This is a genomic window from Bradyrhizobium manausense (assembly GCF_018130615.1).
Lineage (GTDB): Bacteria > Pseudomonadota > Alphaproteobacteria > Rhizobiales > Xanthobacteraceae > Bradyrhizobium > Bradyrhizobium manausense_A.
The window spans coordinates 38,992-56,618 of record NZ_JAFCKB010000015.1 but is presented as its reverse complement, the minus strand read 5'-3'; the positions used below and the strand labels follow the sequence as shown (position 1 = coordinate 56,618).

The following is a 17,627-nucleotide window of genomic DNA, read 5'->3' as shown; positions in this document are numbered from 1 at the left end:
TCCGCGGCGTTCCGTAAAAATCGGGGTGGAAGACTCCGGCAATCTACGGCCTGATACGATTTCGGCCCCGTGATGCAACGGGGCAACTATGTGCGATTGCATCACAAATCGCTGTGTCAGGCACAAATCAGCCGGTTATGTCTTGAATGTGCCGCGATCTTCGGTCATCTGGCCGTTAACGGCTCGGACGGGGCCGGGGGTCTATACAAGAGCGATGATGATCAAACATTTTCTGACGATATGCGCTGCCGCAACAGTCGCTGCGGCGGGAACCTCGCTCGCACACGCCCAGAGCTATCCGATTCAGCAGGCACCAAGCTACGGGGCCCCCGCCGAATACCGGCCCGGCGACCGCACCCCGAATTTCGACTCGCTGGACGATGAAGACGACGCGGCGCCGCAGGCGTCGCTGCCGCCGCCTGGTCCGGCCGACGATCCGCGCTATGGCCGCCCGGCCGGCCCGCCGGTCTATTCGGCTGCCCCGCCGCAGGGGCCGGTGATGTCGCCGGATGATCCGCGTTATGGCCGTCCTGCTGGCGCTCCGCCGGTCTATTCGGCCGCCCCGCCGCAGGGTCCGGTGATGTCGCCCGATGATCCCCGTTACGGCCGCCCCGCCGGTCCGCCCGCAGTAATTTATGCTGACCGTCCGGGCCAGGCGCCCGCCAGCGACGGCATGCGGCCGCCGGAAGGCGTCGGTGGCCCGGCCGCGACCGGAGCGGTCTCGCAACCGCCCGCCGCAGGTGCCGATGGCCGGCCGATGTCGGTCGCCTCGTTGCCGCCGGAGGAGCAGCCTGACGCGGCACCGGCGCAGTTGCCGCCGAACCTGCGCCGCCAGGAGGTGTCGCTGGCGACCAAGGAGCCGGCCGGGACGATCATCGTCGATACCCCGAACACTTACCTGTATTACGTCCTGGGCAATGGCCGCGCGATCCGCTACGGCGTCCGCGTCGGCCGCGACGGGTTCACCTGGACCGGCGTGCAGAAGATCACCCGCAAGGCCGAATGGCCGGATTGGCATCCGCCGGCGGAAATGATCGAGCGCCAGCCCTATCTGCCGCGCTTCATGGCCGGCGGCCCGGGCAATCCGCTCGGCGCGGCGGCGATGTATCTTGGCTCGACCGTCTATCGCATCCACGGCACCAACCAGCCCTCGACGATCGGCAAGTTCGTCTCCTCCGGCTGTATCGGCATGCTGAACGAGGACGTCTCGGATCTGTTCCAGCGCACGAAGGTCGGCACCCGCGTTGTCGTGATGCCGGGCAATCCGCCGTCGAGCACCGCGACCGCATCGGCCGCGCCCGCGCCAGGTGCTGCAGGTCCGGCGCCGATGGCCGCCCAGGCCGGTCCGGTCCCGGGCACGCAGCCGACGGTGGTGCCGCCGCTGCCTGCGCCGGTCACCGTGCGCTAAGCGCCGAGAGACAAGTCGCATTGAGAAGGGCGTGCCGTCGGCACGCCCTTCGTCGTTTCAGGCGAGCTTCCGCGGCAGCTCGTTGCCTCTTGTGAAGGCATCGATCGCCTCGACCATCTGGCCGTAATGGATGCGCAAGCCGTCCTCGGTCGCATAGCCGAGGTGCGGCGTCAGCACGAGATTGTCGAGCTTGCGGAAGGGATGGTCGATCTGCAGCGGCTCGACCGAGAACACGTCGATGCCGGCGCCCGCGATCTTCCGCTGCTGCAGGGCCTCCAGCAGCGCCTGCTCGTCCACGATCGGTCCGCGCGCGGTGTTGACGAGGAAGGCGGTCGGCTTCATCCGCGCGAGATCATCGCGGCCGACCAGGCCGCGCGAGCGCTCGCTCAGCACCACATGGATGGTGACGATATCCGCCTTGGCGAACAGTTCCTCCTTGGTGGCATAGCCGACGCCGGCGCCTGCGCATTTCTCCGGCGTCAGGTTCGGGCTCCAGGCGATCACGTTCATGCCGAAGGCCTTCGCGATGCCGGCCATCTTGGTGCCGAGCTTGCCGAGCCCAACGATGCCGAGGGTCAGGCCTTCGATCTCGACGCCAGCAAAGGTCTGCCAGGGCTCGCCGGCATGCATGCGCGCATTCTCGCGGCCGATGCCGCGGGTCAGCTCCAGGATCAGGCCCATGGTGAGCGGTGCAGTCGGGTCACGCGAATATTGCGTGCCGCCGAGGGCGACGCCCTTCGCCTTCGCCGCCTCCATGTCGATCGCGGCGTTGCGCATGCCGGAGGTCAGCAGCAGCTTCAGCTTGGGCAGCTTGTCGAACAGGCTCTTGGGAAACGCCGTGCGCTCGCGCATCGCGCAGATGACGTCGAAATCGGCCAGCGCGCTGGCCGCGGCCTGCTCGGAGGCGAAGGGGTGGCTGAACACGGTGGGATCGACACGGTCGGACAGTCTCGGCCAATCGGCGACGTCGAGGGCGAGGTTGAAATAGTCGTCGAGAATTGCACAGCGCAGCCGCGTCATCAGCGTTCATCCATGGCGAGAGGTGAGGGCGCCAGACGAAAGGGCGCCATCGTCGGAACCGGGCCATGGTTGCGCGCAATCGCGCCAGCGCGCAAGCAGTCTGGGTCTTCAAAAGTCCGATAGGGAAGGGCAGTTCAGAGGTCGCGGGGCTTCAGCCGGATCGGTGCATCCATGCCATGTTTGGCGCGCCAGGCCGGGCCGGGGCCGCGCATGTAGTGAAGTTCGGGCCGGTAGGGATTGAAGGCGGTGGTGAAGAAGCGCTTCCAGAAGCCCTTGAGTTCCGAGACGAGCGCGGAGGCGCGGCCGGCTTCTGCCGGAACGGGGTGAGAGGTGGTCTCGATCAGAGCCATGATGGGCCTCGCTGTGCTCCCGATCATTCTGAGCGGGTGGCGCTGTTTCCGCGCGAAACCGAGCTTTGGCCTGATTTATTAAAAGATGGTTTCAATTGTCCGGAACAGGGTCCGGATGGTGTCCGACCAGTATTCATCCGTGGTGAACGGAGGGAAAACATTGCCCTTTGGAGGCGGGATCGCTACATCGGCGGCAAGCAAATCTCCTCAAATTGAAGGTTTCACGGGACCGATGGCGCGCCAATTTGTCTACTTCATGGACGGCCTGACCAAGAGCTACCCGACCCGCAAGGTGCTCGACAACATCCGCCTCAGCTTTTACCCGGACGCCAAGATCGGCGTTCTCGGCGTCAACGGCTCCGGTAAGTCGACCCTGCTCAAGATCATGGCGGGCCTGGACAAGGAATACACGGGCGAGGCCTGGGTCGCTGAGGGCGCCCGCGTCGGCTATCTCGAGCAGGAGCCGCAGCTGGATGCTGCGCTTTCGGTCCGCGAGAACGTCATGCAGGGCGTCGCCAAGCAGAAGGCGATCCTCGACCGCTACAACGAGCTAGCGGTCAACTATTCTGACGAGACCGCCGACGAGATGACCAAGCTGCAGGACGAGATCGAGGCCCAGGGCCTCTGGGATCTCGACAGCAAGGTCGATCAGGCCATGGACGCGCTGCGCTGCCCGCCCGATGATGCCGACGTGACCAAGCTCTCCGGCGGTGAACGCCGCCGTGTCGCGCTGTGCCGCTTGCTGCTGGACCAGCCGGAGCTTTTGCTGCTGGACGAACCGACCAACCATCTCGACGCCGAGTCGGTGTCTTGGCTCGAAGGGCATCTGCGCAACTATCCCGGCGCGATCCTGATCGTGACCCACGACCGCTACTTCCTCGACAACGTGACGGGCTGGATCCTCGAGCTCGATCGCGGCAAGGGCATTCCCTACGAGGGCAATTACTCGTCCTGGCTGGTGCAGAAGCAGAAGCGCCTGGAGCAGGAAGGCCGCGAGGACGCCGCGCACCAGAAGACGATTGCCCGCGAGCAGGAATGGGTCGCGTCCTCGCCGAAGGCGCGCCAGGCCAAGTCGAAGGCGCGCTATCAGCGCTATGAGGAGCTGCTCAAGCAGGCGAGCGAGAAGCAGACCCAGACCGCGCAGATCATCATCCCGGTCGCCGAACGCCTCGGCGCCAACGTGGTCGATTTCGAAGGGCTCAGCAAAGGTTATGGCGATCGTCTGCTGATCGACGATCTCACCTTCAAGCTGCCGCCCGGCGGCATCGTCGGCGTGATCGGTGCCAACGGCGCCGGCAAGACCACGCTGTTCAAGATGATCACCAAGCAGGAGACCCCGGACAAGGGCACGATCACGGTCGGCGAGACCGTGCATCTCGGTTATGTCGACCAGTCGCGCGACGCGCTCGACGGCAAGAAGACCGTGTGGGAGGAGATCTCCGGCGGCAACGAGCTGATCCTGCTCGGCAAGAAGGAAGTGAACTCGCGCGGCTACTGCTCGTCGTTCAACTTCAAGGGCGCCGACCAGCAGAAGAAGGTCGGCGCGCTCTCGGGCGGCGAGCGCAACCGCGTGCATCTCGCCAAGATGCTGAAGTCCGGTGCCAACGTGCTGCTGCTCGACGAACCGACCAACGACCTCGACGTCGACACGCTGCGCGCGCTCGAAGAGGCGCTGGAGGATTTCGCCGGCTGCGCCGTCATCATCAGCCACGATCGCTGGTTCCTCGACCGCATCGCGACCCACATCCTGGCCTTCGAGGGTGATAGCCACGTCGAATGGTTCGAAGGCAACTTCCAGGATTACGAGAAGGACAAGATGCGCCGTCTCGGCCAGGACGCGATCATCCCGCACCGCGTGAAGTACAAGAAGCTGACGCGGTAATCAGCCGGTCTCGCAGGTTGTCGAACCTGTCGAGAAAGGCCTGGGCGCGCGGCAGCGCGTCGTGAAGAAACTGCTTTGGCTCACGCAGCCAAAGCCCCTCGAATTGGCGCGAGCGTCGCTCCGAGATCAGCGCATCCATTGGCAGATCGACGAGCGTCGCATTCCAGCCCGGATGAAAGCGACGGGCGCGCCTGAAGCAGAGCGACAGCAACTGCGCCTCTGTCGTCAGGCCGTGATAGTCGAACGCGTTGTGTTCGTCGGTGACGAAGATGTGGTTGCCGATGAAGCCCGCCGCAGGCTTGATCCAGCGGGCGTGGAATCCAAGATCCGCGTAGCGATCGAGGAACGCAAAGGCCAGGACCTGGCAGGCGCCGTTGGCGAAGAACTGGCGGTCCGGCCGGTGCCATCGTCGAACCGGGTCGTCCTTGACATTGACCTTCGGTAAGAACATCGCGCTTCCGATCTTCTCCGGCTACAACCGCAAACGAGCGTTGCGACTCGGTCGGTCTCCGAGCCTTCAGGAACAGGTGCGGAAATGCAATATCGGACAATGATCAAGCTGGCCGGCGCCCTGCTCTGGATGGTTCTGCTCGGCTCGCAACCGATCCACGCCGCCGACGCCGCCTTCACCCAGTTCATCGCTTCGCTCTGGCCGGAGGCGCAAGAGGCCGGGGTCTCGCGCGCGACGTTCGATCAGCAGACGCGCGGGCTCGAGCCGGATTACAAGCTGCCTGATTTGATCCTGCCTGGTCGGCCCGCGACCGGCGCGCCGTCGCAGGCCGAGTTTGTGCAGGTGCCGGCGGACTATGTCAGGGAAGGCTCGATTGCGAATCTTGCCGGCGAAGGACAGCGGCTGCTGCAGAAATACAATGCCGCGCTGACGAAGATCGAGAAGAGCTCGGGCGTGCCCGCGACCGTCATGCTCGCGATCTGGGGACGTGAGACCGACTACGGCCGCTATACGCTGCCTTACGATCTGGTCCGCGTGCTGGCGACGCAGGCCTATGTCGGCCGGCGCAAGGACACCTATCGCAATGAGTTCATCCTCGCGCTGAAGATCCTGGACGAGGGCGTGGTGACGCGCAAGGACATGCGTTCGTCCTGGGCCGGCGCCACCGGACTCACGCAGTTCCTGCCGTCCGAATATTACAAGCACGGCGTCGATTTCGACGGCGATGGTCGCATCGACATCTGGCACTCGGTCCCGGATGCACTGGCCTCCGCCGCGCAGCAGCTCGTCAACAAGGGCTGGCAGAGTGGCGTGCGCTGGGCCTACGAAGTGCAGGCGCCGGCGAGGGTCGATTGCACCACGGGCGTGCCGGAGGTGACGAAGCCGATCGGCCAGTGGCTGCGCGAAGGCTTCGTACCGGTGCGGGGGCAGAAGCTGAGCGCGGCCGAACAGGCGCAGCCGGCATCACTGCTGCAGCCGGAGGGCATCTATGGTCCGGCGTTCCTGACTACGAAGAACTACTTCGTCATCAAGGAGTACAATTTCTCCGACCTCTACGTGCTGTTCGTCGGCCATCTCAGCGATCGCATGACGAGCCCGCTTCCGTTCGCGACGCCGTGGGCGACGTCGAAGCAGTTGCGCACCAGGGATGTCGAGGCGATGCAGCGCGGCCTCACGCGCGCCGGGCTCTACAAGGACAAGATCGACGGCAAGGCCGGCATGCAGACCCGCGCTGCGCTCGGCGCCTATCAGAAGTCGGCAGGGCTCAAGGTCGATTGCTGGCCGAGCGAAGACGTGCTGCGTTCGATCCAGGCGGCACGCTGAACGGCTCTCGAAAACGAAAAAGCCCGGCCGATGGTTTCGGCCGGGCTCCGATCGCGGCGCTCATGGGCGCCGGTGCGATCAAATCAGTAGCAAACGCGAACCGGGCGGACGACCCAGCCGTAGCCGTCCCAATAGCGCTGGCGCTGCCAGTAGCAGGGCGGCGGGGGCGGGCCGGGCTCGGCCACGTAAACCGGACCACCATAGGCCGGACGGCTCGAGGCGATGGCGCCGCCAATGATCGCGCCGCCGAGCAGGCCGGCAGCGATACCGGCGCCGACGCCGTCATGGGCCTGGGCGGACGGCGTGGCGGTCACCAGCGAACCGGCGATCGTCGCAACCGTGAGGGCGGCAACAATAGTCTTCTTCATGCTCTTGGCTCTCCTGGGAGAAGGACGTCCCTTGTTAGGAGCGTCCGGGGATCAAAGGTTCACGCACACTCTGATGGAATTGGCCTTGCGGCTAGGAAGCGCGCAAATGGTCAATCCACGGTAAACGCACACGGAGCTGTGACGAGAAAAAGCGGTCTTTTTCAGGCCCTGAGATGAACAGCGGATCCGTAATGAACCGGTCCAACCGCAATCGCGCAAGCCGAACGCGCCTCAGCCACAGACTCTGACGCGGCGGACGCGCCAGGCATAGCCATCCCAGAAGCGCTGCCTCTGCCAGACGCAGCCGTTGCCATAATAGTCGTCGGCGACGTAGCCGGGACCCGGCGCGTAGTAGCGGGGCGGGTAGTAGCCGGGGCCGTAGCCCGGACCGTAGGCATAACCCGGGCCGGGTCCGTAATAATACGGAGAGGCCAGCGCCCCGCCAACGATGGCGCCTCCGATGATCCCGGCAGCCACGCCGGCCGCGACACCGCGCTGTGCATGGGCCGGCGTTCCCGCGGCCAGGACCAGGGCGGCGGTGGCAGCAACTGCCATAAGCATCTTCTTCATTGGAGCGACCTTTCACGGGAACACGGAACTCTTGCGGCCAAAGTTCCATACTTCGTTTGAATGATCAATGAACGGTCCATCTGCCGGGTGCGACCAAATGAGAGGAAGCGTTGGCTTTCAAGCCCAGGAGACGGTGATGAACGTCCTGACCAATGCCCTGATCGCCCTCGGGGCCGTCGGCGTGATTGGCTATGCCCTGATGACCCATTTGCAGAATCGCGCACCGCGGCCGCGCGCGAGAGCAGGCGGCGACGGCGGAGGGAGCGACAGCTATTCGGATACAACGAATGACGGTTTCTCGCTGGGAAGCTGGTTCTCCAGCGACAGTTCCAGCAACTCGACCGACAGCGGCAACTGCTCCACGAGCGATAGCGGTGGGGGCGGAGATTGTGGCGGCGGCGGAGATGGCGGCGGAGGCGGCAGCAGCGATTAGGCCGTATTCGGCATCATCTTGATCCAGCGCAATTTGCAATTTTAGAGCCGTTCTAGGCTGTTTCCGGGCCAGTTTGGAATAGCTTCAAATTCCGGTTTTTCCTTTTGCATCCGGACGGCCCGTTAAATATCGATGATGGTGCATCACCGAAGGGCCTGCCACTTCCATGATCGTTTGTTCCTGTAACGTGCTGAGCGATGACGACATCCGCGCCGCCGTCGCCGAGTCCGACGATGCTGTGCGTCATGCCAAGCAAGTCTATGGATGTCTCGGCTGCAGCGCTGAATGCGGCCGCTGCGCCCGCACCATCAAGACGATCATCGATGAAGCGCTTGGCCCCTGCGCCCAGTCCTGCTGCTCGGGCTGCCCCCATAGCCACGCCGTCGCCGCCAACGACGAGACGGCCGAGCCCGTCCAGTTCGCTCTCGCAGCCTGCTGAAATTTTCGACACCATCGCCAGAGCTTTTCCCCGGCTGCGTCTCCGTAGCCGGTTGCCCCCATGTCTAATCTGACTTAGAAGCATTCTAAAGTCGGATAGGGCCGATTTGGACTGCAAGAGCTGGAGTAAGCCATGCAAGGCGACGCAAAAGTCATCGACTATCTCAACAAGGCGCTGCGTCACGAGCTGACTGCGATCAACCAGTACTGGCTGCACTACCGCTTCCTCGACAATTGGGGCCTCCTCGACATGGCCAAGGTCTGGCGCAAGGAGTCCATCGAGGAGATGGAGCATGCCGACAAGCTCACCGCGCGCATCCTGTTCTTCGACGGCTTTCCGAACATGCAGGTGCTCGATCCCTTGCGCATCGGCCAGAACGTGAAAGAGATCATCGAGTGCGATCTCGCTGCCGAGATGAGCGCGCGCGCGCTCTACCAGGAAGCGGCGACCTACTGCCATGGCGTCAAGGATTACGTCACCCGTGACCTGTTCGAGAAGCTGATGAGCGACGAGGAGCACCACATCGACTTCCTCGAGACCCAGCTCGATCTGATCGGCCGCATCGGCCTCGAGCTCTACACCCAGAAGCACGTCGGCGGGCTCGAGGGCGAGGGGCACTGAGCCGTTAGGCGCTAGCTGTAGCCACACACTCCTATGTCGTCCCGGCGAAGGCCGGGACCCATAACCACAGGGAGTGGTTGTGGCGCGAACTGGTGGCCACGAGTCTTCGTCAAACCACTTCCCGTGGTTATGGATCCCGGATCCGCGCTGCGCTTGTCCGGGATGACACCGAGATTGCGGCACCAGCTAAAGCTGCGTCTTGTAGCGCTCCTCCACGATCTCCTGGCTCTCAGGCTCGCCGAGGCTGGTCTGATCGTGGATAACCTGACTGATGCTCGGCATCACCGAGCGCTGCACCTTTTCCGGCGACCACAGCTTTGAACGCATCAGCGCCTTGCCGCAGTGGAAGTAGACTTCGCTGACGGCAACGTTCAGCACCGCGCGCGGTGGCTTGCCGAACTCGACCATGGACGCGAGCAGATCCGGATCGGCCGACAAGGTGCCGCGCCCGCCGACGCGCAGCGTCTCGTCGATGCCGGGCACGAAGAACAACAGATGCACGAAGCCGGAGCCCTCGACGACGTTGCGAAAGCTGTCGATGCGATTGTTGCCGGCACGGTCGGGCATCAGTAACTGATTGGGGCCGGCGACATGGACGAAGCCCACGCTGCCGCCACGCGGTGACGCGTCGACGCTGCCGTCGACGCCCGATGTTGCCAGCACGCAGAATGGCGACATCTCGATGAACTTCCGCGCATGCACGTCGATCGCGGGACGCGCTTTCGCAATCACGCGCGGGGTCGGCTTCGCATAGATCGTGGCGAGGTCTTCGGCGCAAAGGTCGGTCAACGGCATGCCTCCGGATAAGTTCGGCGTCAAACTACCCGATCGAGACCAAGTCAGCCAACGATATCCATCGCGAGATGCTAAACCGAGTCCGCGGGCACGAAGCAACTGATGATGATGGCGCGCTCAGGCACCTCCATCCACTGGCCCTCGATCGGCACCCAATACGCGCCTTTGCGTACGTCGTAATCGGTGCGATGGCCATCGGAGATGTCGCAACAGGGCACGCCGTTCGGTGCGATCACGCTCTTGAACCAGGCGCGGATATCCGGCGGCACGTTCTCATATTGACCATTGTCGAACGCGAACGCGGCGCCGGTCATCGCGGCCAGCCAAACGCACAGCGCAAACCTGTGCATACGATCCTCCTCATCGCGTGTCGATTCGTATCGTTTGGGCGATTAAGCCTGAGCCGTCAGCTCATTGCATGCTCAAAAAATATGCGGCGCCGGGGCGCCGCATTTGATGCATCGCGATATCGCTGCAGCTCCGATGATGCCTACATCGTACGCTGCGGTGCAGTTTGCAGCAATTGGCGGACCTGCTCGCTGTAGAATTTCGCATTGCCGGTGGTGCCATGGCCGCGCGTCTCGGTGCTCGCGGGGATGAGATACAGCTTGCCGTTCTTGACCAGCTTCATCGCTGCCTCCGTCACGCCGGTCTCGGGCGGATTGCGTTCGTCGTCAGCGGAGTTGATCAGCAGCAGCGAAGCTTCGATAGCTTCCAGCTTGTCGGCGGCATTGTAGTCGTGCGAGGAGTCCCACTGATAGACGTAGTCGTTGGCATCCGCCGTGATCGGCGTCGCCAGCCGTTCATCGACGATCTTGTCCGCCTTCGCCGCGGTCGGCGCCTGTTGCTGATAGGCTAGCGTGCCGCCGATGCTGGCGATGCCGTAGGCCGTAATCGCGTATTTCATCATGCGCGGCTGGCTGGAGTAGTTGCCGCCATTGTAATCGGGATCGTTGCGGATGGTGTCGAGCATGATCCGCCGCATCATCCAGTTGCGCGACGCCATCTCGGTCGGTTGCGAGGCCATCGGCACCAGCGCGTCCATGTCCTTGGGGTATTTCTCGCCCCACAGCCAGGTCTGCATGCCGCCCATGGAATTGCCGATCACGAGCCGCAGATTTTTGACGCCGAGGCCCTCGGTCACAAGGCGATGCTGCGCCTCGACCATGTCATCGTAGTTATATTTCGGGAAGCTCGCCTTCATGCCGTCGGATGGCTTTGACGATTTGCCGTGGCCAACCGAGTCCGGAATGATGATGTAATACTTGGACGCATCGAGCGGCTGTCCGGCGCCGAACATCTCGCCGGCGAAGGCGGGCGTCAGCATGCTCGCGCCCGAGCCGCCGGTGCCGTGCAACACCAGCACGGGCTGACCGCTGGGGTCGCCGACAGTGGTGTAGTGCAGCTTCAGGTCCGTCATGACCTCGCCAGTGTGGAACTTGAAATCCTTGGCGACCCAATCACCCTGTTTCGGCGCAGGGTAATCGGCCGCTATCGCCGGCATCGAGACTGATAGCAAGGCTGCGGCAAGCAGCGCGCTCGAGATATTCATGATGTCCTCCCGCTGCGGCCGCTGGCATCCGGGCCGCTTCGCGCACGATCTTATCAGGGGTACCTGAGGGATCGAGAGCGGATGTGGCGCCGGCCGCCAAAACATTTCGCAATTGGTGCATCGCGCAAGCGGAATATATCGAGAGCCGGCGAGGGAGGCGGCTCAATGCTCCCGGAGCAAGCTGAGCGCATACCAGCCCCAGTAGACCCTGTGACGCCGGATCAGTCCCTTGTCGATTTCCATGATCTCGACCAGCTCCATCTGCTCGCCATCGGGAGTGACGCGCGGATATTCCCAGGTGATGATCCGGCCGTCAGTGAAGAAGCCTTGCTTGAAGCGCCTTCGTTGCGGCGGATTGGTCTGGAATACGCGCGTAATGAAGACGCGCAGATTGTCCTTGCCTTGGACGATCCCGGCCGGGGTCTTCATGAGATGTTGAACCAGCGGGCTTTCGATGGAGGCCTCATCGGCATAGAGTGCGAGGGACGCCTCGAGGTCCTTGTTGCCGAGGGCTTCATCCCACAGCTTGCAGATGCGTTCTGCCTCGCTCTGGTGTGCTGGCTTGATCATGCTGTAATCCTCTGGATTCGGGGCGACTTCCGGGGTCATCGCAGAGGACGCGCCGCCCAAGTTTCACTGAATTCTGAAATGAGCGGTTTGGAGAACGATTGCGATGACGCGGCGGCAGGCCCACATCGGGGACGGGAGTTTTTGATGGTCGCAGTCAGACAATCAGTACAATCGGGATTTTCGCGGCTTACCGACGCCTTGAGCGATCCGGCGCGCGAAGCCATGGTCAGTGCGCTGTTCGGCGGCAAGGCGCTGCCCGCGGGCGAGTTGGCCGCGCTTGCCGGTGTGTCGCCGCAAAGCGCCAGTGCGCATCTGCAGAAGCTGACGGATGCGCGCCTGCTCTCGGTGTGGCAGCAGGGGCGGTTTCGCTACTATCGCATCGCCGACGATGAGGTCGCGGCCCTGATCGAAAACCTCGTCAATGTCGCCGCCAGGACCGACCATGCGGAACGCGCGCGAGGCGTGCCGACGCCGCTCCGTCAGTCGCGAACCTGCTATTGCCATCTCGCCGGCCAGCTCGGCGTGGCGTTGCGGGACGGTTTGGTGGACAAGAAGCTGATCACGCTGCGCGGCCGCGAGGCCTCCATCACCGACCAGGGGCTCGCCTGGTGCCGCGCGGAGGCGATCGACTTCAAGCCAGGCCGCGATCCTCACATGCGGCTCTGCAACGATTGGACCGAGCGTGTTCCGCATCTGGCAGGCCCATTCGCCAATGCGATCCTGAAGCGGTTGATCGGGGCGCATGCGCTGGCCCCGCACCGTGTCCCACGCGCGCTTCGTCTCACCCCGAAAGGGCGCGCCTTCTTCGGACGGCTCGGCATTTCGATTCCGTTCTGAGACCCCGCGCCGGGCGCCGATGACAGTGGCTGATCCGGCATGTAGCATCCGGGTGCCGCCGATCGTCCTTGAACGGAATCGTCTTTCAGGAGGAACTCATGTGCCGCAACATCAAGACGCTGTTCAATTTCGAACCGCCGGCGACGGAGGACGAGATTCATGCCAGCGCGCTCCAGTTCGTGCGAAAGCTCTCAGGCTTCAACAAGCCTTCGCAGGCCAATGAGGCGGCATTCGACCGCGCTGTGGCCGAAGTCTCGGAGGCTGCGCGGCGGTTGCTGACCTCGTTGCACACCCACGCGCCGGCGCGCGACCGCGAGGTCGAGGCGGAGAAGGCGAAGGAGCGTTCGCGGCTGCGTTTTGGCTAGTGGCTCCGTAAAGCTCCACCGTGATCTGGCTCACGGAAGTGGCGGTCTTCATGCGCGATGATGTTCGCCGGGGTTTTTGACAACCCGGAGCACGAGCATGAGCCGCCCCCTTCTTCCGCTGAAAGCAGGTGCCATCGTTTTCACGCTGTTGTGGACCGCGTGGATGATGTGGTGGAGCGGCTCGTTCTCGAGCGCGAACGTTGTGGTCCTCGCCTTTTGCGGCGCAGCGGTCGGCTATCTCTGGTACCGCGCCATGCGCTGGCAATTCGAGCGCATGGGTATGCTGCCGCGGCGTGAGGATCCGGCGAATTAGACGCGCTAGTCCTTGTGGCCGTGCTTCTTCTTTTTCTTCTTTTTCTTGTGCTCGTCGCCGTCGTCGTGCTCGCTCTCGTCGTCGGCGGGCGCCTCTTCAGTCTCGTGAACGGCGGCTTCGAGCGCCGCGCGCTCGGCGGCCTCCTGCTCGCGCTGGCGACGGCGTTCGTCCCAGGCATCGAACAGTTGCTCCAGCCACGGCAGCACCTGCTCGATCGACGGCAACTGGCCGGGCGGACCGGGCTCGCCACGCGGGCCTTGAGGACCGGCGGGCCCTTGCGGACCCACGACGCCTTGAGGACCCGCGGCGCCCTGTGGTCCAGCTGCTCCCCGTAGTCCGGCTTCGCCTGGCTTGCCCGGCAGACCGGCCTTGCCCTGCGCTCCGGCTTTTCCGGCGGGACCCGGCTTGCCCTGCGGTCCCGGCTTGCCGCGCGCACCGTCCGGGCCTCGCTTGCCCGGATGACCCTGCGGCCCCGGCCGTCCCGGCTCGCCCTGCCGTCCGCGCGGACCCTGCGGTCCCTGCCGTCCCTGATCGTCTGCCACGCCGCTACTCCTTCTGCGCATGCAAGCTACTTAGCGGCGTTTGACGACAGCAGCAATTCCACCCGCGCTTCGCGTCGGGCTTGATCAACATCAATCGGCGCCAGGGGCGTCGTGGCATGGATGACGCGAGGCCATCATGCTTGCGAGGAGCGACCGATGCGTGCAGCGTGGAAAGTCTTCTGTCTGTCGGCGATCATCCTCGCGGCAGCGGTCGGTCTTGCCCATCTGATCGTGCCCGATGTCGTCCCGGTCGGCTACGCCGAAGAGCCACAGGCGTCATGGGCGATCCTGACGGCCTTCGTCTTGCGCGCGATCGCGCTGACCGCGGCCTGGGTCGCGATCATCACGCTGTCGGTGCTCGTCGGCGCCAAGTTGTATCAGATGGTCTTCCACACGGTACCGCGCGCGGAATGATCACGCCGTCATGCGCTAGTCATGATAGGCCGGCACCTCGATGCCGGAAGCCGCATAGAGCCTGATCTTGTTGCGCAGCGTGCGCACCGACAGGCCGAGCACGCGCGAGGCGCGTGTGCGGTTGCCGTCGCAGCGCGCGAGCGTCTGGAGCACGAGCTCGCGCTCGACCTCGCCGACAGTTGCGCCGATCAGCAGTGGAACGATCTCGTTGGGTGCAAGGAATTGCGCGCCCTGCTCGGACGCCGCGACATGAACTGTGGTCATCAAAACACTCCCCGATCAACGCCCGCTTCCACCGTTGGAAGCGGATCGAGAACAAACGACCCCCAAGCCGTAGATCCACGGTGGGCGGGTTTGGTTAACGAAAGGTTAATTGCGCGCCGTCGCACGAATTGACCTTGGGAATGCCGCCGCGTTGCCGTGATTGGCACGAGATGCACAGCGATGCGGACCGATCTCGCTCACACCGTGCGATATCCCCCATCGACCATCACGATCGTTCCCGTGACGTAAGACGACAGGTCCGAGGCGAGGAAGATCGCGGGGCCGACGATGTCCTCGGGCTTGCCGGTGCGCGCGAGCGGGGTGTGGTCGACGAAGGCCTGGACCAGTGCCGGATTGGTGGCGCGCACCTTGGCGTTGATGTTGGTCTCGATGAAACCGGGGCCGATCGCGTTGACGCGCACGCCTTCCTTGCCGAGCTCGACCGCGAGCGCCCTGGTGAAGCCGAGCACGCCGTGTTTTGACGTCGTGTACGCCGCCGAGCTCGGCGTGCGCAGATGCACGAAGGACTGGATCGAGGCGATATTGACGATGCGGCCTTTGCTCGCGCGCAAGGGGCTAAGGAAGGCCTGCGTCATGTTGAAGACGCCGTTGAGGTTGAGCGAGATGATGTCGTTCCAGTCCTTCGCCACCGCTTCGGTCTCCGCGGTAAAGGCATTGCGGCGGGTGATACCGGCATTGTTGACGAGGATCGAGACCTGCCCGACCTCGTCGGCGACCTGCTTGGCCAGCGCAAAGCAGTCGTCGCGCTTCGTCACGTCGAGCGCAAAGCTCTCGGCCCTGCCGCCGGCCTTGCGGATCTCCTCGGCGGCCTCCGCGACCGTGTCGGCATTGACGTCGAGCAGCACCACTTGGGCGCCTTCGCGGGCGTAGCCGGCGGCGATGGCCCGGCCGATGCCGGAGCCTGCGCCGGTGACGACGGCGATGTGGTTTGCCAGCAATGCCATGGCATTTTTCTCCCGAATTCGTTTCTAAGTTTCATGAAAGGCTAACTCGAAATTAAGGGGTCGGAAACGGCGGCCTTGGCATACTGATCTTCATTGCTAAACGTTGCGCGCATGATGGAACGGCTGGAATCCTGGAAACTCGCTCTCGAGCGCCTGCGGTCGGCGGAGCACGCCGATTGGGCCGAGGCCGGCCGGCTGGTGGCCGAGATCGTGCGGATGAGCACCGATACGATGTTGCGTCAGGCCGCCGAGCAGGCGCTTCCCGTGCTGCGCCAGGCCGCGGACAATGACGATCATGGCGTCACGCTGGCGGCGAGGCGCCGTGTCGGCGTGATCCTCGATGTCGTCCATGATCTGACGGCGCCGCGCTTCGGCCGCCGCAATGCGGCGCCGAAGAAGCTGTCCAGCGAGGATCGCGCGCGCAAGATGCTGGGCCTGCCGCTCGCGGTGCAGCTCACCTGCGACGACATCAACCAGGCCTATCGCCGCGCTGCCAAGGGCATGCATCCCGATCAGGGCGGCAGCGCGCAGGCTTTCATCGACCTCAGCTCCGCGCGCGATATTCTCATTCACCCCGGCGCGCACAAGGACGCGTGAGGGCACTCAGCTCTTGTTCACGCAGCTCGGATAGGGCGCGGCTTCGCCCGGCATGATCGGGCAGAGCTCGATCGGGCTCAGGTCGCGCAGGCGTGCTTCCCAGCGTTCGTCGTTGACCGGCGGCTCGTCGCTTTCGGGGCCGCGCTCGGCCCATTGGATGGTGTAATAGTCGGTCGCACCCTTGAGCGTGATCAGCAGCGCTGTTTCGCTGTGCCGCGTCGGGCCGCTGTCGATGCGGCTGCAGCCGATCACCGCGACGAAGCCATCGAAGCGGCCGAATTTCATCTCGCCCAAAGGCCTGGCCGCAAAGCTGTCGGGGCAGGCCGTCTTGAACCCGCCTGCGATGGTGCCTGCGAAGATCTGCGGCGAGGCGCCTGGCGTCAATGTCATGCCCTTCTCGCCGGTGACCGTGATCATCTGCGTCCAGCGCTCGGGCGTCTCGCCCTTGAGCACGGCTTCGCGGATGTAGTGGCCGCCCTTGGTGTTCTCGAACACGGCGACGAAATTCGACGGCATCGCGAAGCTGACGAGCTGGCCGAAGATCGGCGAGATCACGCGGAACGATTGCGGAGCCTGCGCCTTGGCCGTTGCGGTAAGCAGGAGCGAAGCGGCGAAAGCCGCCAGCGTCATCGTCCGTGTGCGCATCGACCTGCTCCAATCCGGCTCAAAAAACGACCGGGCAAGGATGCTAGCATCGCATCCTTGCCCGGCCCTTGTCGTCCGCCGATCGAATTCCTACCAGTTGCAGTGACCGGCCTTCAGTGCGTGATCCTTCAGCGCGAGCGCGTCGAGGAAGGTCGGCACCGACGCGCTGGCGCGATGATAGCCGGCCGGCCACGGCGTGGTCGGGATGCTCTCGTCCCAGATCTGGCACACACCGCTGTCCTGCCAGCGGATCAAATGATAGCTGGCTTCGGCCGGGCTTGCGGCGACGAAGGCGGCAGCAGCGAGACCGGCGGCAGCGCAGAGCATGGAAAAACGACGCATGGATCAGCTCCTCAAATTGAAAGATGTGATGCGCCTCCCGACAATGCGGGGAGGGGAGTGCGGGACGCGTCCTGGCGTTGCGCCCCGGACAAGGTGTGAGTAGTTCCGTGTGCTGATCAGGTTCAAAGCGCGCACGGACGAATTGGCGAAATTCGCGGCAAGAAAAACGGGCGCCGGCCATGGGCCTGGCGCAAAGAGAAAGGGCGGGCCGCTCGCGCAACCCGCCCTCGAGAATTGGACCAGCCGACCGGCTCAGAGCGTGCAGCGGCGCTCGGCGCGCATCTTGATCTGGAGCTCGGAGGCCTGGGTGAAGGTCGGCAGCGGCTTGCTGACGACCTTGTAGGTCGACACGCCCCACTGGAACGGCTTGTACTTCAGGTCCTCGTTCCAGACCTGGCAGATGCCGGTGTTGTCCCAGCGGATCACGTAATAACCGACCTTCGCCGAGGCCGGCACGGCGAAGACGGAACTGGCGATGCCGGCAACGGCACAGAGGGCGAGAACGCGACGCATGAAGTATCTCCTTTGGGGACGTGTGACGCGAAAATTCGTGCGGGAAAA

At 64.1% G+C, this 17,627-nt stretch carries 26 protein-coding genes; 11 read left to right on the top strand and 15 right to left on the bottom strand.

Going from position 1 to position 17,627, the window contains the following annotated elements; all coding sequences use genetic code 11:
* Positions 1-217: 217 nt before the first annotated feature.
* Positions 218-1,408: a L,D-transpeptidase gene (locus JQ587_RS25025; RefSeq protein ID WP_212427045.1), complete on the top strand. Its 1,191-nt coding sequence runs from the start codon at positions 218-220 to the stop codon at positions 1,406-1,408.
* A 57-nt stretch (positions 1,409-1,465) separates the two neighbouring features.
* On the opposite strand, the gene JQ587_RS25020 is transcribed toward JQ587_RS25025, so the two are convergent.
* Together JQ587_RS25020 and JQ587_RS25015 are read right to left on the bottom strand one after the other, a co-directional pair.
* Positions 1,466-2,428, bottom strand: coding sequence for a D-2-hydroxyacid dehydrogenase family protein (locus tag JQ587_RS25020; RefSeq protein ID WP_212427044.1), 963 nt, complete (start codon positions 2,426-2,428; stop codon positions 1,466-1,468).
* A gap of 134 nt (positions 2,429-2,562) precedes the next feature.
* Positions 2,563-2,778 carry a hypothetical protein gene (locus JQ587_RS25015; RefSeq protein WP_212298992.1) on the bottom strand — a complete coding sequence of 72 codons (216 nt, stop codon included), beginning with the start codon at positions 2,776-2,778 and terminating at the stop codon, positions 2,563-2,565.
* Positions 2,779-3,010: 232 nt separating this feature from the next.
* Between JQ587_RS25015 and ettA the strand changes: the two genes are divergently transcribed.
* Positions 3,011-4,660, top strand: a complete 1,650-nt coding sequence (ettA, locus tag JQ587_RS25010; protein ID WP_212298991.1) for an energy-dependent translational throttle protein EttA — start codon at positions 3,011-3,013, stop codon at positions 4,658-4,660.
* On the opposite strand, the gene JQ587_RS25005 is transcribed toward ettA, so the two are convergent.
* On the bottom strand, positions 4,620-5,111 hold the full coding sequence (locus JQ587_RS25005) for a hypothetical protein (protein ID WP_212427043.1): 492 nt from the start codon (positions 5,109-5,111) through the stop codon (positions 4,620-4,622). The genes ettA and JQ587_RS25005 overlap by 41 nt on opposite strands.
* 99 nt (positions 5,112-5,210) lie before the next feature.
* Between JQ587_RS25005 and JQ587_RS25000 the strand changes: the two genes are divergently transcribed.
* Positions 5,211-6,434: a lytic murein transglycosylase gene (locus JQ587_RS25000; protein WP_212427124.1), complete on the top strand. Its 1,224-nt coding sequence runs from the start codon at positions 5,211-5,213 to the stop codon at positions 6,432-6,434.
* Between the two features lie 83 nt (positions 6,435-6,517).
* Here JQ587_RS25000 and JQ587_RS24995 read toward each other — a convergent pair whose 3' ends face one another.
* The gene (locus JQ587_RS24995) at positions 6,518-6,802 is read right to left on the bottom strand and encodes a hypothetical protein (protein WP_212298989.1); all 285 of its coding nucleotides are present in this window, start codon (positions 6,800-6,802) and stop codon (positions 6,518-6,520) included.
* A gap of 231 nt (positions 6,803-7,033) precedes the next feature.
* On the bottom strand, positions 7,034-7,372 hold the full coding sequence (locus tag JQ587_RS24990; protein WP_212298988.1) for a hypothetical protein: 339 nt from the start codon (positions 7,370-7,372) through the stop codon (positions 7,034-7,036).
* Positions 7,373-7,508: 136 nt separating this feature from the next.
* Between JQ587_RS24990 and JQ587_RS24985 the strand changes: the two genes are divergently transcribed.
* From JQ587_RS24985 to bfr, 3 genes are all read left to right on the top strand, one after another.
* Positions 7,509-7,805, top strand: coding sequence for a hypothetical protein (locus tag JQ587_RS24985; RefSeq protein WP_249149382.1), 297 nt, complete (start codon positions 7,509-7,511; stop codon positions 7,803-7,805).
* A 166-nt stretch (positions 7,806-7,971) separates the two neighbouring features.
* Complete coding sequence (locus JQ587_RS24980) at positions 7,972-8,244, top strand: (2Fe-2S)-binding protein (RefSeq protein WP_212298986.1); 273 nt, start codon at positions 7,972-7,974, stop codon at positions 8,242-8,244.
* A 132-nt stretch (positions 8,245-8,376) separates the two neighbouring features.
* Positions 8,377-8,865, top strand: a complete 489-nt coding sequence (gene bfr / locus JQ587_RS24975) for a bacterioferritin (protein ID WP_011089420.1) — start codon at positions 8,377-8,379, stop codon at positions 8,863-8,865.
* A gap of 186 nt (positions 8,866-9,051) precedes the next feature.
* Here the strand turns inward: bfr and JQ587_RS24970 are convergent, their stop codons facing one another.
* From JQ587_RS24970 to JQ587_RS24955, 4 genes are all read right to left on the bottom strand, one after another.
* The gene (locus tag JQ587_RS24970) at positions 9,052-9,654 is read right to left on the bottom strand and encodes a pyridoxamine 5'-phosphate oxidase family protein (RefSeq protein WP_212427042.1); all 603 of its coding nucleotides are present in this window, start codon (positions 9,652-9,654) and stop codon (positions 9,052-9,054) included.
* 77 nt (positions 9,655-9,731) lie between these two features.
* Positions 9,732-10,010, bottom strand: a complete 279-nt coding sequence (locus tag JQ587_RS24965) for a hypothetical protein (protein WP_433995309.1) — start codon at positions 10,008-10,010, stop codon at positions 9,732-9,734.
* A gap of 140 nt (positions 10,011-10,150) precedes the next feature.
* Entirely contained in the window at positions 10,151-11,212 is a 1,062-nt protein-coding gene (locus tag JQ587_RS24960) for an alpha/beta fold hydrolase (RefSeq protein ID WP_212427041.1), read from the bottom strand.
* Positions 11,213-11,374: 162 nt separating this feature from the next.
* Positions 11,375-11,782 carry a nuclear transport factor 2 family protein gene (locus tag JQ587_RS24955; protein ID WP_249154509.1) on the bottom strand — a complete coding sequence of 136 codons (408 nt, stop codon included), beginning with the start codon at positions 11,780-11,782 and terminating at the stop codon, positions 11,375-11,377.
* Between the two features lie 144 nt (positions 11,783-11,926).
* On the opposite strand from JQ587_RS24955, the gene JQ587_RS24950 reads away from it, so the two are divergent.
* The 3 genes from JQ587_RS24950 to JQ587_RS24940 all read left to right on the top strand — a co-directional run bounded on the left by JQ587_RS24950 (position 11,927) and on the right by JQ587_RS24940 (position 13,297).
* A complete protein-coding gene (locus JQ587_RS24950) occupies positions 11,927-12,619 on the top strand; it encodes an ArsR/SmtB family transcription factor (protein WP_212427039.1) in 693 nt (230 codons plus the stop codon).
* Positions 12,620-12,717: 98 nt separating this feature from the next.
* Complete coding sequence (locus JQ587_RS24945) at positions 12,718-12,984, top strand: DUF2277 domain-containing protein (RefSeq protein WP_212298980.1); 267 nt, start codon at positions 12,718-12,720, stop codon at positions 12,982-12,984.
* A gap of 97 nt (positions 12,985-13,081) precedes the next feature.
* Positions 13,082-13,297: a hypothetical protein gene (locus JQ587_RS24940; protein WP_212298979.1), complete on the top strand. Its 216-nt coding sequence runs from the start codon at positions 13,082-13,084 to the stop codon at positions 13,295-13,297.
* Positions 13,298-13,302: 5 nt separating this feature from the next.
* Here JQ587_RS24940 and JQ587_RS24935 read toward each other — a convergent pair whose 3' ends face one another.
* Complete coding sequence (locus tag JQ587_RS24935) at positions 13,303-13,839, bottom strand: collagen-like protein (RefSeq protein WP_212427038.1); 537 nt, start codon at positions 13,837-13,839, stop codon at positions 13,303-13,305.
* 156 nt (positions 13,840-13,995) lie between these two features.
* Between JQ587_RS24935 and JQ587_RS24930 the strand changes: the two genes are divergently transcribed.
* Positions 13,996-14,253, top strand: a complete 258-nt coding sequence (locus tag JQ587_RS24930) for a hypothetical protein (protein WP_212427037.1) — start codon at positions 13,996-13,998, stop codon at positions 14,251-14,253.
* Between the two features lie 15 nt (positions 14,254-14,268).
* Here JQ587_RS24930 and JQ587_RS24925 read toward each other — a convergent pair whose 3' ends face one another.
* Both JQ587_RS24925 and JQ587_RS24920 read right to left on the bottom strand, forming a co-directional pair.
* On the bottom strand, positions 14,269-14,517 hold the full coding sequence (locus JQ587_RS24925) for a helix-turn-helix domain-containing protein (RefSeq protein ID WP_200512381.1): 249 nt from the start codon (positions 14,515-14,517) through the stop codon (positions 14,269-14,271).
* Between the two features lie 197 nt (positions 14,518-14,714).
* The gene (locus JQ587_RS24920; protein ID WP_212427036.1) at positions 14,715-15,482 is read right to left on the bottom strand and encodes an SDR family NAD(P)-dependent oxidoreductase; all 768 of its coding nucleotides are present in this window, start codon (positions 15,480-15,482) and stop codon (positions 14,715-14,717) included.
* A 111-nt stretch (positions 15,483-15,593) separates the two neighbouring features.
* Between JQ587_RS24920 and JQ587_RS24915 the strand changes: the two genes are divergently transcribed.
* Complete coding sequence (locus JQ587_RS24915) at positions 15,594-16,079, top strand: J domain-containing protein (RefSeq protein ID WP_212298975.1); 486 nt, start codon at positions 15,594-15,596, stop codon at positions 16,077-16,079.
* A gap of 6 nt (positions 16,080-16,085) precedes the next feature.
* Here JQ587_RS24915 and JQ587_RS24910 read toward each other — a convergent pair whose 3' ends face one another.
* From JQ587_RS24910 to JQ587_RS24900, 3 genes are all read right to left on the bottom strand, one after another.
* Positions 16,086-16,724, bottom strand: coding sequence for a hypothetical protein (locus JQ587_RS24910; RefSeq protein WP_212427035.1), 639 nt, complete (start codon positions 16,722-16,724; stop codon positions 16,086-16,088).
* Positions 16,725-16,814: 90 nt separating this feature from the next.
* Complete coding sequence (locus tag JQ587_RS24905; RefSeq protein WP_212427034.1) at positions 16,815-17,066, bottom strand: hypothetical protein; 252 nt, start codon at positions 17,064-17,066, stop codon at positions 16,815-16,817.
* A gap of 252 nt (positions 17,067-17,318) precedes the next feature.
* On the bottom strand, positions 17,319-17,579 hold the full coding sequence (locus JQ587_RS24900; RefSeq protein WP_212298972.1) for a hypothetical protein: 261 nt from the start codon (positions 17,577-17,579) through the stop codon (positions 17,319-17,321).
* Positions 17,580-17,627 lie beyond the last annotated feature (48 nt).

Coding starts and splice junctions, on each gene's coding strand:
- JQ587_RS25025 (WP_212427045.1), top strand. CDS start 218: ATGATCAAACATTTTCTGACGATATGCGCTGCCGCAACAGTCGCTGCG.
- JQ587_RS25020 (WP_212427044.1), bottom strand. CDS start 2,428: ATGACGCGGCTGCGCTGTGCAATTCTCGACGACTATTTCAACCTCGCC.
- JQ587_RS25015 (WP_212298992.1), bottom strand. CDS start 2,778: ATGGCTCTGATCGAGACCACCTCTCACCCCGTTCCGGCAGAAGCCGGC.
- ettA (WP_212298991.1), top strand. CDS start 3,011: ATGGCGCGCCAATTTGTCTACTTCATGGACGGCCTGACCAAGAGCTAC.
- JQ587_RS25005 (WP_212427043.1), bottom strand. CDS start 5,111: ATGTTCTTACCGAAGGTCAATGTCAAGGACGACCCGGTTCGACGATGG.
- JQ587_RS25000 (WP_212427124.1), top strand. CDS start 5,211: ATGATCAAGCTGGCCGGCGCCCTGCTCTGGATGGTTCTGCTCGGCTCG.
- JQ587_RS24995 (WP_212298989.1), bottom strand. CDS start 6,802: ATGAAGAAGACTATTGTTGCCGCCCTCACGGTTGCGACGATCGCCGGT.
- JQ587_RS24990 (WP_212298988.1), bottom strand. CDS start 7,372: ATGAAGAAGATGCTTATGGCAGTTGCTGCCACCGCCGCCCTGGTCCTG.
- JQ587_RS24985 (WP_249149382.1), top strand. CDS start 7,509: ATGAACGTCCTGACCAATGCCCTGATCGCCCTCGGGGCCGTCGGCGTG.
- JQ587_RS24980 (WP_212298986.1), top strand. CDS start 7,972: ATGATCGTTTGTTCCTGTAACGTGCTGAGCGATGACGACATCCGCGCC.
- bfr (WP_011089420.1), top strand. CDS start 8,377: ATGCAAGGCGACGCAAAAGTCATCGACTATCTCAACAAGGCGCTGCGT.
- JQ587_RS24965 (WP_433995309.1), bottom strand. CDS start 10,010: ATGCACAGGTTTGCGCTGTGCGTTTGGCTGGCCGCGATGACCGGCGCC.
- JQ587_RS24960 (WP_212427041.1), bottom strand. CDS start 11,212: ATGAATATCTCGAGCGCGCTGCTTGCCGCAGCCTTGCTATCAGTCTCG.
- JQ587_RS24955 (WP_249154509.1), bottom strand. CDS start 11,782: ATGATCAAGCCAGCACACCAGAGCGAGGCAGAACGCATCTGCAAGCTG.
- JQ587_RS24950 (WP_212427039.1), top strand. CDS start 11,927: ATGGTCGCAGTCAGACAATCAGTACAATCGGGATTTTCGCGGCTTACC.
- JQ587_RS24945 (WP_212298980.1), top strand. CDS start 12,718: ATGTGCCGCAACATCAAGACGCTGTTCAATTTCGAACCGCCGGCGACG.
- JQ587_RS24940 (WP_212298979.1), top strand. CDS start 13,082: ATGAGCCGCCCCCTTCTTCCGCTGAAAGCAGGTGCCATCGTTTTCACG.
- JQ587_RS24930 (WP_212427037.1), top strand. CDS start 13,996: ATGCGTGCAGCGTGGAAAGTCTTCTGTCTGTCGGCGATCATCCTCGCG.
- JQ587_RS24925 (WP_200512381.1), bottom strand. CDS start 14,517: ATGACCACAGTTCATGTCGCGGCGTCCGAGCAGGGCGCGCAATTCCTT.
- JQ587_RS24920 (WP_212427036.1), bottom strand. CDS start 15,482: ATGGCATTGCTGGCAAACCACATCGCCGTCGTCACCGGCGCAGGCTCC.
- JQ587_RS24915 (WP_212298975.1), top strand. CDS start 15,594: ATGATGGAACGGCTGGAATCCTGGAAACTCGCTCTCGAGCGCCTGCGG.
- JQ587_RS24910 (WP_212427035.1), bottom strand. CDS start 16,724: ATGCGCACACGGACGATGACGCTGGCGGCTTTCGCCGCTTCGCTCCTG.
- JQ587_RS24905 (WP_212427034.1), bottom strand. CDS start 17,066: ATGCGTCGTTTTTCCATGCTCTGCGCTGCCGCCGGTCTCGCTGCTGCC.
- JQ587_RS24900 (WP_212298972.1), bottom strand. CDS start 17,579: ATGCGTCGCGTTCTCGCCCTCTGTGCCGTTGCCGGCATCGCCAGTTCC.